The organism is Candidatus Binataceae bacterium, from assembly GCA_035650475.1.
Lineage (GTDB): Bacteria > Desulfobacterota > Binatia > Binatales > Binataceae > JAKAVN01.
In genome coordinates, this window is sequence record DASRHP010000012.1 from 133,379 (window position 1) to 148,256 (window position 14,878).

Annotated in this window: 12 protein-coding genes; 9 read left to right on the plus strand and 3 right to left on the minus strand. The window is 64.7% G+C overall.

Annotated elements, in window-relative coordinates; genetic code table 11:
- Nucleotides 1-105 precede the first annotated feature (105 nt).
- The 5 genes from VFB33_12185 (at nucleotide 106) to VFB33_12205 (ending at nucleotide 5,601) form a co-directional block, all read left to right on the plus strand.
- Nucleotides 106-1,185, plus strand: a complete 1,080-nt coding sequence (locus VFB33_12185) for an LLM class flavin-dependent oxidoreductase (protein HZO82442.1) — start codon at nucleotides 106-108, stop codon at nucleotides 1,183-1,185.
- Between the two features lie 91 nt (nucleotides 1,186-1,276).
- On the plus strand, nucleotides 1,277-2,587 hold the full coding sequence (locus VFB33_12190) for an MFS transporter (protein ID HZO82443.1): 1,311 nt from the start codon (nucleotides 1,277-1,279) through the stop codon (nucleotides 2,585-2,587).
- 132 nt (nucleotides 2,588-2,719) lie between these two features.
- The gene (locus VFB33_12195) at nucleotides 2,720-3,760 is read left to right on the plus strand and encodes an NAD(P)-dependent alcohol dehydrogenase (GenBank protein HZO82444.1); all 1,041 of its coding nucleotides are present in this window, start codon (nucleotides 2,720-2,722) and stop codon (nucleotides 3,758-3,760) included.
- A 60-nt stretch (nucleotides 3,761-3,820) separates the two neighbouring features.
- Entirely contained in the window at nucleotides 3,821-4,834 is a 1,014-nt protein-coding gene (locus tag VFB33_12200) for an amidohydrolase family protein (GenBank protein ID HZO82445.1), read from the plus strand.
- Between the two features lie 17 nt (nucleotides 4,835-4,851).
- Nucleotides 4,852-5,601, plus strand: coding sequence for an iron-sulfur cluster assembly protein (locus VFB33_12205; protein HZO82446.1), 750 nt, complete (start codon nucleotides 4,852-4,854; stop codon nucleotides 5,599-5,601).
- Here the strand turns inward: VFB33_12205 and VFB33_12210 are convergent.
- From VFB33_12210 to VFB33_12220, 3 genes are all read right to left on the minus strand, one after another.
- Entirely contained in the window at nucleotides 5,598-6,074 is a 477-nt protein-coding gene (locus VFB33_12210; protein ID HZO82447.1) for a hypothetical protein, read from the minus strand. The two genes, VFB33_12205 and VFB33_12210, sit on opposite strands and share 4 nt — an antisense overlap.
- 78 nt (nucleotides 6,075-6,152) lie before the next feature.
- A complete protein-coding gene (locus VFB33_12215) occupies nucleotides 6,153-6,782 on the minus strand; it encodes a hypothetical protein (protein ID HZO82448.1) in 630 nt (209 codons plus the stop codon).
- Nucleotides 6,779-7,444, minus strand: coding sequence for a hypothetical protein (locus tag VFB33_12220; protein ID HZO82449.1), 666 nt, complete (start codon nucleotides 7,442-7,444; stop codon nucleotides 6,779-6,781). The genes VFB33_12215 and VFB33_12220 overlap by 4 nt, the downstream gene beginning before the upstream one ends.
- A gap of 392 nt (nucleotides 7,445-7,836) precedes the next feature.
- On the opposite strand from VFB33_12220, the gene VFB33_12225 reads away from it, so the two are divergent.
- The 4 genes from VFB33_12225 (at nucleotide 7,837) to VFB33_12240 (ending at nucleotide 14,787) form a co-directional block, all read left to right on the plus strand.
- The gene (locus tag VFB33_12225; GenBank protein HZO82450.1) at nucleotides 7,837-9,207 is read left to right on the plus strand and encodes a DUF1329 domain-containing protein; all 1,371 of its coding nucleotides are present in this window, start codon (nucleotides 7,837-7,839) and stop codon (nucleotides 9,205-9,207) included.
- An 85-nt stretch (nucleotides 9,208-9,292) separates the two neighbouring features.
- Nucleotides 9,293-10,414, plus strand: coding sequence for a YCF48-related protein (locus VFB33_12230; protein HZO82451.1), 1,122 nt, complete (start codon nucleotides 9,293-9,295; stop codon nucleotides 10,412-10,414).
- The gene (locus tag VFB33_12235; protein HZO82452.1) at nucleotides 10,411-12,816 is read left to right on the plus strand and encodes an MMPL family transporter; all 2,406 of its coding nucleotides are present in this window, start codon (nucleotides 10,411-10,413) and stop codon (nucleotides 12,814-12,816) included. The genes VFB33_12230 and VFB33_12235 overlap by 4 nt, the downstream gene beginning before the upstream one ends.
- A 96-nt stretch (nucleotides 12,817-12,912) precedes the next feature.
- Nucleotides 12,913-14,787: a DUF1302 family protein gene (locus VFB33_12240; protein ID HZO82453.1), complete on the plus strand. Its 1,875-nt coding sequence runs from the start codon at nucleotides 12,913-12,915 to the stop codon at nucleotides 14,785-14,787.
- The last annotated feature ends 91 nt before the right edge of the window (nucleotides 14,788-14,878 follow it).

Here is a 14,878-nt window from a genome sequence, read left to right on the forward strand (position 1 = left end):
GTGTGGTTGCTATCCAATGCGCATGCTATTTAACAAACGGCTGCCGTCGCCGACGGCTGCCGAGCGGGCAGGCGCGCAGGATGCGGCGCAACGGGGGACGAATCGATGGCGGAGTTCGCTTTCGGAATTTTCGATCATATTGAGCGCCGCGATCATGACCTCGGCGAGCTTTACGAGGGACGCCTGCGCCTGCTCGAGCTCGCCGAGCAAGCGGGTTTCTATTGCTATCACGTCGCCGAGCATCACGGGACGCCGCTGGGGATGGCGCCGTCGCCGGGAATCTTTCTCGGCGCGGTGGCGCAGCGTACCCGGCGCATCCATTTCGGCCCGCTGGTTTACCTGCTGCCGCTGTACAACCCGATCCGCCTCGCCGAAGAAATCTGCATGCTCGACCAGCTAAGCGGCGGGCGGATGGAAGTCGGGGTCGGCCGCGGTGTGTCGCCCTTTGAGCTGGCGTACTTCAACGTTCCGTTCCTGGAGTCGCGCGAGATTTTCGAGGAGGCGCTCGACGTGATCGTCGCCGCGCTGCGCAACGAGCGCATCGCCCATCGCGGCGAACACTACAACGTACGCGGCTTCCCGATGGAATTGCGGCCCAAGCAGACGCCCAATCCGCCGTTCTGGTACGCCAGCTCCAATCCCGAGCACGTCGTCTATGCCGGGCGGCGCGGCATGAATCTGGTCGGTGTCGGGACGGCTGCGCTGCTGAGCAAATCGGCCGCGGCCTTCCGCGGCGCCTGGAGCGAACACCATCGCCGCCCTGAGAGCATCAATCCGCAGGTTGCCGAGCCCAAAATAGGCGCGGTACGCCACGTTTACGTCGGGCCGGACGACAGCGCCGCGATGGTTCAGGCGCGGCCGGCCTACAAGGCTTATTACAACAATCTCCAGAAGCTGTGGCGCGACTTCTACACGGTCGAGACGCACTTCACCGACGACCTTGACCTCGCCTGCCGGCACGAGGCAGCGATCGTCGGCTCGCCGGGTGCGGTCGCCGACGCGGTCGGCCGGTTCTTCGAAGAGAGCGGATGCAATTACCTGATCCTGTCGTTTGCGTGGGGCAGCCTGAGCCAGGAGCAGTCGGAGCGCTCGCTCGAATTGTTCGCAAGCAAAGTGATGCCGCAGTTCGCGCCGCATTCCGCAGGCGCTGCGGCGCAGGGCAGAGTGCGCACGGCCCGCGCATGAGAGACGGGCAAGGCGCGAGTTGCGATGGTTGCGCGGCGGACGCGGCGCGCGTCGGGCGGCGCGACGGCCGCGCAGGGGCGGGGCGTCGCTGATGGATGAGGCGCGGGCGCAGTCGCAGCCGGCCGCCAACGCCGGCGGGCCCAGGCCGGGCGCGTCGGCGGGCTTTATTCCGCCCTCGCGCGCCTACATGTGGCGACTACTCGGTCTGCTCATCCCGGCGACCATCTTCGAAGGCTACGACATCACTATCTTCCATCTTTGCACGCCCGACATCGCCGCGACCTTCCATTTGGGCAACGAAGCGATTGGGGTGATCGCGTCGATCGTGCGCTTCGGCACCATTATGTCGTTCGTGGTGGTGGCGGCCTCCGACCGCTTCGGGCGCAAGCCGATCATCTCGGTCACGGTGCTGCTCTACGGCCTGTTCACGCTGCTGACCGGGCTGTCGCGCGGCCTGCTCACGTTCACCGCGTTCCAGACCTGCTCGCAGGTCTTTTTGGCCTCCGAGTTCGGGATGGCGATCGTGATCATCAGCGAGGAATTTCCCGACGATCTGCGGGGGCGCGCGATCGCCGGCTTTCACATGGCGGCTTTCGTCGGCGTCGCGATAGCGGGGTCGCTCTATGGCCAGGTGGCGGAGTCGGCGTGGGGTTGGCGCGGGATGTATCTGCTCGGCGTCGCGCCGCTGGCGCTGGTGGCTTTCCTCAGGCGCTACGTGCGCGAGACCGCGCGCTTCCTCGCGATGCGCGAGAGCCGGCCGCAGCACGAAAGCTTTGGCGAGCGGGTGCGCGAGCACATCCGGCTCTTCCGCGGCCCTTATCGCGGGCGGCTGATTCTGGTCGCAATTCTGGCCAACAGCGTGGGCTTCGTCGGTGGCCCGACGATCACCTACTTCAGCCTCTTCGCCAAACGCGACCATCAGTGGACTTCGCCGCAGGTGGGGACGGCGATCATCGCCGCCTACCTGATGGCGACGGTGGGGACGATCCTGTGCGGCTACCTGCTCGACCTGATCGGTCGCCGGATCACAACCAGCCTGTTTTACCTCGGCGCGGCGGCGTCGATGGCGGCGCTGTTCCAGTCCACCCATCATCACATGATCCTGGGCGCGTTCATGGCCACGATGTTTGCCTATCAGGGGGCGCGCACCGCGACCGCGGCATTTGCCGCTGAGCTTTTTCCCACCGAGATTCGCGCCGCCGGGTACAGCAGCACCATCCAGACCCTTGGCCAGCTCGCATGGTTCATCAGCCCGGTGACGGTGGGCGTACTCTCGATGCATCTGGGCGGGCTGGGCAACGCGGCGGCGACCTGCGCACTCGGCCCGCTGATCGGCGCGGTGCTGATCGTGCTGTTCGCCCCCGAGACTCGCGGCAAAACACTCGAAGAACTGGCGCTATAGCCGCGCGGTTGACCCTCGCCGCATGCGGGGTGTAAACGGCAGGTGGCCGCAGCCGCGCGGGGCTAGGCGCTCGCTGTCCGTCGCGCCCGCGCGTCGCGGTCCACGTCCTGTTGCGAGCGGAAGGTGGTTGCGATGAAAGCTGCGGTCCTGCACGAGTACGACGAAGCGCTGAAACGGCCCGAATTCGTCCGCTACGAGAACATCCCGGAGCCAAAGATCGAAAAGCCCACCGACGTCATCGTACGCATCGGTGGCGCCGGCGTCTGCCGCACCGACCTGCACGTGGTCGAGGGGCTGTGGCGGTCCAGAATCCAGGTCAAGCTTCCCTACGTGATGGGGCACGAGAACGCCGGATGGGTCGAGGAGGTCGGCAACGCGGTGGAGACGTTCAAGCGCGGCGACCCGGTCATCTGCCATCCGCTCGCCAGCGCCGGCGACTCGCTGGCGGCGCGCCGCGGTAATGACATGCACGGCGGCGGGAGCTTTCCGGGGCTCGATTCCAACGGCGGCTATGCGGAGCTGTTGAAGACCAACGTTCGCGCGCTGATCAAGCTGCCGCGCACGTTGGCACCCAAGGACGTCGCTCCCCACGCCGATGCGGGCATCACCGCCTATCACGCGGCGAAGAAGGCGGCGCGCCATTTGTTGCCCGGCGACTGGGCGGTCGTGATCGGCGTGGGCGGCCTCGGCCACATTGGCGTCCAGGTCCTGCGCGCGCTCTGCGCGGCGGCGATTGTGGCGGTCGATCGCTCGGAGCTTGCGCTCGATCTGGCGCGCGAGTGCGGCGCCGATCATCTGCTGCGCGCCGACGGTAACGAGGTCGAGGCGGTGATGCGGCTTACCGGCGGTGCCGGCGCGCAGGCGGTGCTGGACTTCGTGGGCGAGGGCGACGCGGTCGGCAACGGCCTGCGCATGACCGCGAACGGCGGCTGTTATTACGTCGTCGGCTACGGCGGCAAGCTGGAAGTGCCCACGATGGATCTCATCGCGGGCGAAAAGACGATCGTCGGCAACCTGGTTGGCACCTACTCCGACCTGGTTGAGCTAATGGCGTTGGCGGAGCGCGGCCGGGTCAAGCTGGCGACGAAAGAATACAGGCTGAGCGAGGCCAACGCCGCGCTGCACGACCTCGCCGCCGGCCGGGTCAAGGGACGCGCCGTGCTTATCCCGTGACCGACTCGGCGCAAAGCGCGAGCGAGCGACGGATTGCGAGTCAGGAACGAGGAGGAGCCGGTGATTCGCACAGCCAACGGCGAGGAGATTTTCGTCATCGACGCCCACGTCCATCTGTGGGACGGAAGCGAAGCCAATCAGCTTAACGTCCACGGCGCCGAGTTCATCAACTGCTTCTATGACTTTCACAAGGCGCTGACGCCCGAGCCGTACCTGTGGCCGGCCGAGAAGTTCCGCAAGTACGATCCGCAGACGATGCATGACGACCTGTTTGTTGCCGGTCCCGACGACCTCGCAATTTGCCAGCCGACCTACCTCACGGATTTCTACCGCGAGGGCTTCAACACCACCGAGCAGAACGCGCGGATGAAGGAGCTCTACCCGGAGCGCTTCATCCTCAACGGCGCCTTCGATCCGCGCGACGGCGAAGCCGGGCTCGACTATCTGCACGAACTGGTCGAGAAGTACCGCATCAAGGGCGTCAAGCTGTACACGGCGGAATGGCGCGGCGCCTCGCGTGGCTACAAGCTGAGCGATCCGTGGGCCGAGCGCTACCTGGAGAAATGCCAGGCGCTGGGGGTGACCAACATTCACGTGCACAAGGGGCCGACCATCCATCCGCTCAGCCGCGACGCTTTCGACGTTGCCGACATCGACGAGGCGGCGACCAACTTTCCCGCGCTCAACTTCATCGTCGATCACGTCGGGCTGCCGCGGCTCGACGACTTCTGCTGGATCGCGAGCCAGGAGCCCAACGTTTACGGCGGGCTGGCGGTGGCGATCGCGTTCGTCCATGCGCGGCCGCGCTACTTCGCCCAGATCATGGCGGAGCTGCTGTTCTGGCTCGGCGAGGATCGTCTGCTGTTTGGCAGCGACTACGCGATTTGGAATCCGAAGTGGATCGTCGAGGAGTTCATGGCGTTCGAGATGCCGGATGACCTGCTCAAGGAGACCGGGCGCAACCTCACGCTGGAGGGCAAGCGCAAAATCCTGGGCGGAAACGCGGCTCGCCTCTATGGCATCGATATCGAGGCGCATCGCAGCAAGCTGCACGCCGGCGAACGCCGGAGTTGAGGGGCACGGCCCTTGCCATGGACGAATCGATAATCGCGGCCGGCCCTGATGCGCAGCGCGATGCGCGGCTGGCGGCGCTGCGGGCACAGCTTGCGGCCGTACTCGACCCCGAGCTCGACGAGCCGATTACTGAGCTGGGCTTCGTCGAAGCCGTCGAGGCCGGCACGGACGGGCGGGTGCGGGTTCGGCTGCGCCTGCCGACCTATTGGTGCGCCGCGAATTTCGCTTTTATGATAGCGGCTGACGTGCGCCAGCGCTTGGCCGAGCTTCCCTGGGTACGCGCCATCGCCGTTGAGCTGGCCGACCACTACTGCGGAGGCGAAATCGGCCGCGCAGTGAGCCAGGGCCATTCGTTCGCCGCCGCGTTTGCAGACCAACCGGGGGGCGACCTCGACGAGCTGCGCGCGATCTTTCGCGCCAAGGCGTTCATGCGCCGCCAGGAGCGGCTCGGGCGCTATCTGCTCGCGCGCGGGTGCGTGCCCGCTGAGCTGGCCGCGATGAGCATCGGCGAACTGGCGGCCCTGCCGCTGACTGACGCCGACGGCGCGCGCCTGCGCGAACTTTATCTCGAAGCGCGCCGCGCGCGGCGCGACGGTCGCACGGAGGCGGCGCCCGCGCTGGTGCGGAGCGACGGGCGCGCGCTTTGCTCCGAGGAACTTGCCGGCTACCTTGCCGGGCTGCGCCGCGTCACTCTCAACATCGAATTCAACGCCGAGCTCTGCCGCGGGCTGCTGCGCGCGCGAACCGAGCGGACGGTCTCACGCTAGTATGCGCGCTCGACGCTGAAGCGGCCCTGCTCGATGTATCCGCCGCCCTGCATGCAGAAGTAGGTTCCCGCCATCGCGTCGTCCGCGCGCCGTCCGTTGAACAGGCAGCTTGAGCCGTCAGGCATCATCACGCGCAGGCCGATGCCGCCGCCTTCGCGCTCCCTGCCGTTCGCGATCACGCCGCTCGTATTGCTCTCGCGGCAGACCATCGTGCCCGCCGCGCACGTGTAGGTTCCGCTGAGGGCCGAGCCCTGCTGCACTATGTGCAGCGTGATTTTAACTGTCGCGTTGCAGCGGCGGGCCTCGGGCTGGAGCGGCTGGCATCCGGCGGTCGAGGTTCCCTGCCAGAAGCCGCTTGTGCCGCGGGCGGAGGCCGCCGGCGCCGCCGGGGGCTGCAGGCTTCGCATCTCCGCGGCCCCGCAGCCGACGACGAACAGCGTCGCCATCGCCGCGCACACAATCGGGACCGCCATTTTGCCAGCCAGCTTCAACGGAGCGTCAGTCCGTCCCGACGGCCGGGGCAGCAACCTTCTGGATTAGACGATCAGACGTCAGTTCGCTTCGATCCCCATCAATGCGAGCGCGCGGGCCGCGCCGCGTAGCAGCGGCATCAGCGCCAGATGGGCGAGCCGCCCGAACGGCAGCCAGACCATCAACAACTCCGCGCTCAGCAGATGCGCGGTGAGCAGGGCGGCCCATGGCGGGGTGAGCGAAGCGCCGCCGAGATGGGGGAAGGCGAGCAGCCCGGTGAGCAGCGGCGCAAGCACAACCAGCCAGCTGAAGTATTCGTCGAGCCGCGCGCGCAGCGTGCGCGGCTCCTCGTCGGGCGGACGATGGATCAGTACGGCCACCATTGCGGCGATCGTGAGCGCGCCCGCGAACCAGACCAGTCCAATCGGCAGCCCCGGCCATCCGATACCCGTCAGGTCACGCACGAGCTGGATGTGCGGGACAAAGCCGAACAGCACGATCAGCAGCCCGACATGCATGACGTAGCTTTCGATCTGCCAGTGTCCACGTCCGAGCCAGAATTGCTTGCGCGCCCAGTAGAGGTCGCGCTCGGAGCGCGCGAGCGCGTAGACGGCGACCCGCCAGCAGATGCCGAACACCATGATAACCAGCGCCCAGTGCAAACCCGGCCCGCGTGCGAAGACGAGAAGGTCCATTTTGCTTCCGGTCATCGCTTGCGCCGCCTCCGCGCGCGCATCCGGCGCCATCCGCCGAATACGATTCCGGCCAGCACGCCCAAAAGCGCGGCGTCACGCCAGGTGCGCGACTGGTTCCAGCCTTCGAGCGCAGCGTGCGGCGTGAGCTGGAAGGCGGCACTGGTGGGGATCATCACCAGGTGGCAATCGAAACACGCCATCCGTCGCATCCCGTGGGTCTCGCCATGCCAGAAAGCTTCGTCGTGACACTCCAGGCAGGCTTGGTTGGCGCGCTCGATCGACTGTCCGCGGTCGATACGAAACTCAATCAGGTTGCCCACGCCTAGCCCGCCGCCCGATTCGGCATGCGCGCTGCCGGGACCGTGGCATCCCTCGCACCCCCTGCGCTCGAGGTCGTTTTGCGGTTTGACGAGAAACAACTCGCCCATCTTGGTGCGCGCGAAGTCCAGCGCCAGCTCCTGATGGCACGCATAGCAGTAAACGCTGCCGATGTATTTCGGCGGTGCGGGCCGGTAGGCGACGCCCGCCGGTTGGGATGCCGTAGGTGCCGCGCCATCGGCGCCCGATGCGCGGTAGGTTCCGGCGGCAATCACCACGACCATCGACGCCAGCGTCACGGCGCGACGCGCGATGGTGGCGGAGGCCCGCGGTCGAACACCGGTTGTAATGCGTCTCATCACCGAGGTGCGTCCGTCCCGTGTGCTGACGGATAGATGCCGGTTTTGGCGCCTTCGCGCTGCTCCGTCAAATGCTGAGCATTCGAGCATCAATTTGCCCGCACCGCCATCCGGCGTTTGCAGAATACAAGCCTCTCCTTTGCGAGCTTCACGATATCCATCCCCCCGCTTGGCAACCGCGGCTAAATAAGCTATTGAGCGGGAGTTTCGGCGACGGCAAGCGGCCGGTGCGTCGGGCAGGAAAACGCTGGTTGCTTCTGGGCTTGGGCCAGGCCAGCGTCCGCTCCTGAACATCGGCCGGGAGGTCGCAGAGGGATGCGCGATCGAATGTTTGTCGCGCCTGTACGATGCCCGTGGCCTCGGATGCGGCACGGGGAGGGGGTCTAAAAGCCATGCTCCACCGCTTAAGCGCCAGCGCAGCTCTGCTCGGGGTTGTCTTGTTGTTCGGGGCGCTGCCCCTGCCGGCTCAAGCACAGCCCGCCCCGTGGCAAGCCGACAAAGGCTTCGAGAACGGGATTCCGATCGGGACCAAGATCACCCAGGACAACTGGCAGAAGTACCAGCAGTTCATGCCCGAGAGCATGATTCACCTGTTCAAGGGCGACATGTTCTGGCACATGCCCAAGGGCATCGAGATCGACGTAGGCCCGACGCGCCACATCTATCCGCCCAAGCCGTTCCGCGAAGATACCGAGCGCTACGGCACTCAGACCAAGCTGGTGAAGACGTCCGACGGTGGTTACGTCCCGGAGGGCTATGTCGCAGGCTTCCCCTTTGCCGACCCGTTTGCCGGTCCTAAGGACGAGGTCGGGTCCAAGATGTATTACAACAACTATTACCGGCCGGCGCCCCGCGTCGAGGAGGCTCCCAACTGCTCCTACACGCTTGACCAGTACGCGAACTTCACCCGCACCGCCGACTCCGACATCGTTTTTTCCCAGTTGACCCATCTCAGCGAGCCCGGTTTCCCGCGCGACGTGCCTGGTAACAATGGGTATTTCTTCGCGGCATACTTCCAGCAGACCGCGCCCGAGCAGGGCAAATACTTCGCCTCGCTGGACCTGACGTCGAACGATCCGACCAAGCTCGACGAGTTGTACGAGTACATTCCGAGCCTGCGCCGTTCGCTGCGCGTCTCCCAGGCCGCCCGCTGCGCACCAATCTTCGGGACCGACTTCGTCTATGAGGACGCGCAGGAGGGTGCCCCGCGCATGGGCAACCTGTTCGACAATGTGTATATCGGGGAAAAGAAGGTCCTGACCCTGATGCATGGAGCGCCGGCGAGTTTCGATACCTGTGGCACGCCCACCTCGCTGGATCCCCGGTATTACTATTTCGGTTTCAAGGGGATTGTGCCGTTTCCCAATCCCGGCTCGGGGCAATGGGAAGTGCGCGATACGTACATGGTGCAGATGACACGGCTTCCCGCGCTCTCGCGGGGGTACTGCTATGGCAAGCGGCTGCTGTACCTCGACAAGGAGAATTACTTCCCCGATCACACCGAGGTTTGGGACCGCGCCGGCCGGCTGTACAAGTGGATCGTAGTGTTTGCCTACCCCGCGATCATTCCAGGTCTGGGTATTGACGGGCAGGAAGTAACGATCACCGGGCCGAACACCGGCTATGTGGTGAATTTTCAGGACCAGCACGCCACCGTGTTCATCGGTTTGCACGTATGCGTGGACAACGAGTGCGAACCGAAGGGCTACATGGATATCAGCCGCTACGCGAGCCCCGAGGGGTTGATGAAGATTGTTCAATAGGCGGTCGAGGCTCCGTCGCGAGTTTGCCGTCCGCGCTTAGGGGACCATGACCCGGGGGGGAGACGATGACAGGGGGAGCGTTGCGATGGCCGCGCAATCGTCCGACGGCCCGGGCTTAGACGAAGGTCCACGGGCCGGGCGCAGCCCCGGCGGGTGGCCCGGGCAGCGAGGCGTCCGCAGCGGCATCCTGGCCGCGGCGATCCTGTTTCTGGTCGCAGCCGTCTTCACGCCGTCCGCGAAGAGCCTCAACGCGCTGTCAATCGGCGGCCGGGGCGCCGCGCTGCTGACTCCCTGGGATTCGTTCTACAGCGTGGCGTTTCTGCCTTCCGGCAAGTGCTACGTCGTCGGCGCCCAGGGCGCCTTGCTTACTTCCACCGACGGCGGCGGGCACTGGACGCGCAGCAAGCTCGCCGAGCGCGGCGATCTCTCCTGGTTCGACCTCTACAGCATCCGGTTCGCCGCCGACGGCCGTGCCGGGTGGATCTCCGGCGAGGGCGGACTCATCCTGCACACCGCAGACGGCGGCGAAACGTGGCGTCCCCAGCAGAGCGGGACCAGCGAGAATCTCTTTCGAATCGCGGCCGCCGATCCGCGACACGCCTATGCGACCGGCACCAACGGCGTGATGATGCGCACCGACGATGGCGGTGAACACTGGCAGGCGCAGAGGATCAAGGGCGGGCTCATCTTTTTCGACATAGCCTTCGCGGATGCGCAAAACGGTTGGGCGGTGGGCGAGTTCGCTACCATCCTCCATACCGTTGACGGCGGCCGGACCTGGGTTCCGCAGATGGGCGGTACCCGTTCGAACTTCCGTCTGCCTGCGCTGTTCGCGATCGGATTCTCCGACCTCCTGCACGGCGTGGCCGCCGGCCAGGGCGGAACTCTGTTCAGCACCTCGGACGGCGGCAAGAGCTGGCAGCAGTTGAAGGCGCCCATTAGTGAGCCGGTGTACAGCGTCGCCTACGACGGGCAGGCGGGCCTCGCGCCGGCGGAGCTTTGGGCCACCGGTGATGGTGGGATGCTGCTGCGGATGGCGCTCGGTACCGACGGCGCGGGCGCGCAGACGACCGTGCAGGAGCCCACCGTTTTCAGCCTCTCTGACATCGCCTTTCACGGGCAGACCGGGATCGCGGTGGGACTTAGCGGAACCATACTGCGCACCGCCGACGGCGGCGCGCATTGGCAACTGGTGAGCGGAAAGTGATCGGCCAATTCATCCTGCGCCACCGCGCGGTTATCGGAATAATCCTGCTCCTGGTCACCGGCTGGTTCGGCTACCAGGCGAGCAAGCTCACTATCGGAACCAGCTTCGTCGATTTCTTTCCCAAGAATCATCCGTACGTCCTTCTCTACCATCGCTTCGAGCGCTACGGCGGCGCCCAGCGGCTCACCCTGATGGTGCACGTCAAGCACGGCGACATCTTCAACTACCAGACCCTGCGCAAGATCCAGGACATCACCTTCGACGTCGATCTGCTGCCGGCGGTCAATCACCAGTCAATCCGCTCGCTCGCCTCGTTCCGCGTCACCTACGCGGTGGCGCTGCCCGGCAACCTGGTTTCCAAGACCTACATGTATCCCGACGTGCCGAAGTCGCCCGAGGCAATCGCGGAGATCAAGCGCCAGGTCTTCATCCATCGCCAGGAAATGCAGAACCTGGTGAGCGCCGACAACAAGAGCGCGGCGATTATTGCGTCGTTCTACGAAGGCCGGCTCGACTACCGCGAGGCCTTCTACAAGATTCAGGCAATCATCAACAAGTACCAGGACGCCAACACCGTCATCTACGCCGCCGGCGAGCCAATCATTCGCGGCTATGGCTATTACTATCTGCCGATGCTCGTCGCGATCTTCTTCATCTCCGACGGCCTGATGATTCTACTTCTGTACGGCTACTTTCGCGGACGCAGCACCTGGTGGGCGCCGATCGTAACCGGGCTGCTTTCCACGATCTGGGGCCTCGGCTTCATCGGATGGGAAGGCTACGAGTTCGACCCGGTGATGCTGGTCATTCGCTTCATCCTGACCGCGCGCGACATGAGCCACGGCATCCAGTGGCAGGGGCGCTACTACGACGAACTCGAGGAGCGCAACTACGACAAGTATGCCGCCTGCGAAGCGACCACCACGCTGATGCTGCCGCCCGGACTGCTGTCGATCCTGGCCGACATCGCGGGCATCGTGTTCATTTCCTTCGGCGGCATCCCCTCGCTCCAGCACGTGGCCTCTTCGGGTGCGGTATGGCTCGGCGGCAGCCTCACGATGGTTTTCATCTTTCAGCCGATCATGATGAGCTACCTGCCGACGCCGAAGCCGCTCAAGCACAGGGCGGCGGTGCGCTCCGCACTGACGCGCTGGAAGGAACAGATTACCGACAAACTGGTCAATTTCCCGATTACGCCCGGATGGGCCCGCGAGGGCGCGCTGATAGCCGTGGGCGTGGTGATCGTGGTGGGTTTCATCTCCGGCGTGCGGGCTAAGATCGGGTACTCTGAGCCGGGCACCCCGCTGTATCGGCACAACGCCAAGGTCAATCGCGACATCAACGCCGTCCGCCAGGTCTTTCCGCTCGATGAAGGGTGGGTCATCGTGCGTGCGAGCGGGAGCCAGGTGGTCAGGTCGTCCTACGAGCCCGACATGCTTTCGCCCGACGTGATTCGTCTGCAGCGCGACCTCGCACGCTATCTATTGAACGATCCGCAGGTGACCAGTGTAATCTCGGTGGCGCCCGATGTGATCGAGCCGTACAACCAGATGTTTCATTACGGCAATCCGAAATATCTGGCTATTCCGCGTACCACCGACGACGCCCTGGGCCTGTTCTTCCTGTTCGTGCAGGGCACCGCGCCCGGTGAGGCGGATCTATGGCTCAACATGAACAAGAACGACGCTATTCTTCGGGTGCTGCTCACCGACCATACGTACCAGACCCTGGCCGATCTCCAGACGAACCTGCGCGAGTTCGTGGCCCGGCGCGCGAAATGGGATCCTGCGCTTAAGAAAGTCGAGATTCTATACCTCGGCGGGATTGCCGGTCTCTACGCGGCCGCGAACGACGTTCTCTATCAACTCGACTTCATCAATATCACGTTCGTGCTTGGAGTGGTGTTTCTGTTCTGCGCGGTTACCTATCGCTCACTGGTGGCAGGCGTTTTGTTCGTGATCTCGTGTATCGCGGCCAATTTCGCCGCTTTCATTTACATGCGCATTGCCGATATCGGCATCACGATCGACACCATCCCGGTCATCTCGCTCGGTATCGGCCTCGGCGTTGATTATGGAATCTATACGATTTCGCGGGTGTGCGACGAGGTCGCCGCGGGGCGCAGCCTCGAGGAAGCCATAACCACCGCGCTCCGGGGCACCGGCGCAGCGGTGCTCGCGACTTTCTCGGTGATCGTGGGCGGACTCGCGCCGTGGGTGTTCTCGCCGGTGCTGTTCCACAACGAAATGAGCGTTCTGCTGATCATCCTGATGTTCACCAACCTGCTCGTGGGATTGCTCATATTGCCGGCATACGTCGCGTGGGCGCGCCCACGCTTTGTCTTCGGCGGGCTTACGGAGGAAGAGCGACGCAAGGAAACGATGGCCGCGGTTTCGAGCTGACAGGCGCCACCGCCCGTCTTGCAGGCGCCGATGCGGAGCGCCCCGGCGCAAAGGCGGGCACGGCGCGGCTGCGGCCGCCAGCTTTCGGGAGGTCGTATGAAACCACAGGGGGAACGTTGTGGACTGGCTTCGGCGGTGGTGGCGATCGCGGTGCTGGCCTGGCTCGGCTTCGGCGTGAGGCCCGCCCAGGCGCAAGCGGGCGGCAGCGTCTCGCTGTCGGCGGACAATTCCTCCGCGGCGCAGACCGAAGGTGATGTGCTCGCCCAGACCGGCAGCGGCAGCCTGCTAGCGCAGGCGGCCGGCGCGCAGCAGGCGGGCACGCCGTGGTACAAGAGCCCCTTCGTCGGCAGTAACGCTCCGTTCGTCGACGTGAGCGAGACGCCGGGGCCGCTCCAGGGACTGTCGGTTTCGGGCTTTGTGAGCAACACCACCGGGATGTGGGTCAACTCCAGCGCCATCCGCTACCAGAAGAGCAAGAATTCGCTGGCCACCGAGCGCAACTGGCTCCAACTCGACATCAACTACGTGCTCAACGGCAACAACCGCTTCTTCATCCGCTGGTGGGGCGTGTACGAGCCGTCGTACCCCTTCGAGAAGGACGCCGGCATGGTCGATATGGAGGACTTCTACAACCAGTACACGGTGCGCGACGCCTACTGGAAGAGCACGATGGGGCCGCTGACGCTGTTTCTGGGCCGCCAGATAGTGACCTGGGGCGAGTCGCTCGCCTTCCGCGTCGGCGACGTTATCAACCCGCAGGATTTCACCTGGAATTTCGGCTTCGCCAACCTCGAACAGTCGCGCCTGCCGCTGTACATGGTGCACCCGATTCTCTCGTTGCCGCGCTTGGGGCCGCTGACCTCGAACTTTGTCGAAGGCGTGTGGGCGCCGGCATGGCAGCCGATGTACACGCAGATGGATTACCCGAACATGTGTAATCCAACCCTCTGCCCCGGCTATGCGCCCTTTGCGCACAGCAATTTCTACGACGGCCAGCACGACGTCGGCGGCTCGGTTTCGCTGCTTCCACCGTTCACGCTGGTGTCCGAGGCGCGCTTCCAGACTCAGCCCTATCCGCTGGTTGCTCCGGGCTTTCTGGGCATCCCGAGCCTGACCCAGAACCAGGCACGCATGTTCGCCTTTCCGCAACTGTTCAACCCAGCGCCACCGTTTTTTGGCTATCACCTGCCGGGTGACACCCTGGGCAATTCAGTCGAAGGTTTCCGGCTGCACACGCTGCTGTGGAACTCGGAGATCACAGCCATCTACTGGCATGGCCATCAGTTCAACGAGGCCGGCACTCCCGGCGCGCCCTTCTACGTCGACGGGAGCCAGGCCACCGGACAGGTTCTGCGCGTCTTCTTTCCGCAGTTCAACGATGTCGGCATCACGATGAACCGGCCGCTCTATCTGCCGGGCGAGCTTCTCTCCAGCGTCCCGCTGGTGCTCCGAACCGAGGCAATATGGCAGGACAGGACGCCGCTCAATACCACCGACCTGGGAGTACCCAACGGGGTGGTTGACAAGAACACCATCAACACGCTGGTCGCACTCGATCTCGACGGCTTGTACGTGCCGTGGTTGACCAAGACCGGTACCTTGTCGGCCAACCTCGAGTGGAACAACTTTTCGATCCTCGGTTACGGCAGGAACCTTGTATATACCTTCTACGCCGAGCGCTGGCGCCATAACGAAGAGCAAATCCTGTTCAGCGTCAATACCAACTGGTGGTGGGGCGCAATCCTGCCGACCTATACGATGATCTGGAACCCGTCGGGCAACACCACGCTGCTGTTCCCGACGCTCACGCTGACGCCGCCGTGGACCAACAAGTACTTCACCACGCTGGAGTATATCGGCATCCTCGGCAACGACAGGTTCAATTCGTTCGCCGGCGGCATCTTCAAGGGCAAAAGCATCCTGCTGATGCAGTTCCAGTACAACTTTTCGTTGGTCAAGGGGCGTACCTGAGGCGGAGGGAGCGCGGGACTTGCAGACGGCAGCGCGCGTCGGCCGGCGGCGTGCGCCGCCCGCCCGGCGCGCCCCGCGCGGGGGAGAATCC

What these genes read in the sequence shown, in the direction of transcription:
- VFB33_12190 (HZO82443.1), top strand. Translation starts at nt 1,277, where the DNA reads ATGGATGAGGCGCGGGCGCAGTCGCAGCCGGCCGCCAACGCCGGCGGG.
- VFB33_12215 (HZO82448.1), bottom strand. Translation starts at nt 6,782, where the DNA reads ATGACCGGAAGCAAAATGGACCTTCTCGTCTTCGCACGCGGGCCGGGT.
- VFB33_12225 (HZO82450.1), top strand. Translation starts at nt 7,837, where the DNA reads ATGCTCCACCGCTTAAGCGCCAGCGCAGCTCTGCTCGGGGTTGTCTTG.
- VFB33_12230 (HZO82451.1), top strand. Translation starts at nt 9,293, where the DNA reads ATGGCCGCGCAATCGTCCGACGGCCCGGGCTTAGACGAAGGTCCACGG.
- VFB33_12205 (HZO82446.1), top strand. Translation starts at nt 4,852, where the DNA reads ATGGACGAATCGATAATCGCGGCCGGCCCTGATGCGCAGCGCGATGCG.
- VFB33_12240 (HZO82453.1), top strand. Translation starts at nt 12,913, where the DNA reads ATGAAACCACAGGGGGAACGTTGTGGACTGGCTTCGGCGGTGGTGGCG.
- VFB33_12195 (HZO82444.1), top strand. Translation starts at nt 2,720, where the DNA reads ATGAAAGCTGCGGTCCTGCACGAGTACGACGAAGCGCTGAAACGGCCC.
- VFB33_12185 (HZO82442.1), top strand. Translation starts at nt 106, where the DNA reads ATGGCGGAGTTCGCTTTCGGAATTTTCGATCATATTGAGCGCCGCGAT.
- VFB33_12220 (HZO82449.1), bottom strand. Translation starts at nt 7,444, where the DNA reads ATGAGACGCATTACAACCGGTGTTCGACCGCGGGCCTCCGCCACCATC.
- VFB33_12210 (HZO82447.1), bottom strand. Translation starts at nt 6,074, where the DNA reads ATGGCGGTCCCGATTGTGTGCGCGGCGATGGCGACGCTGTTCGTCGTC.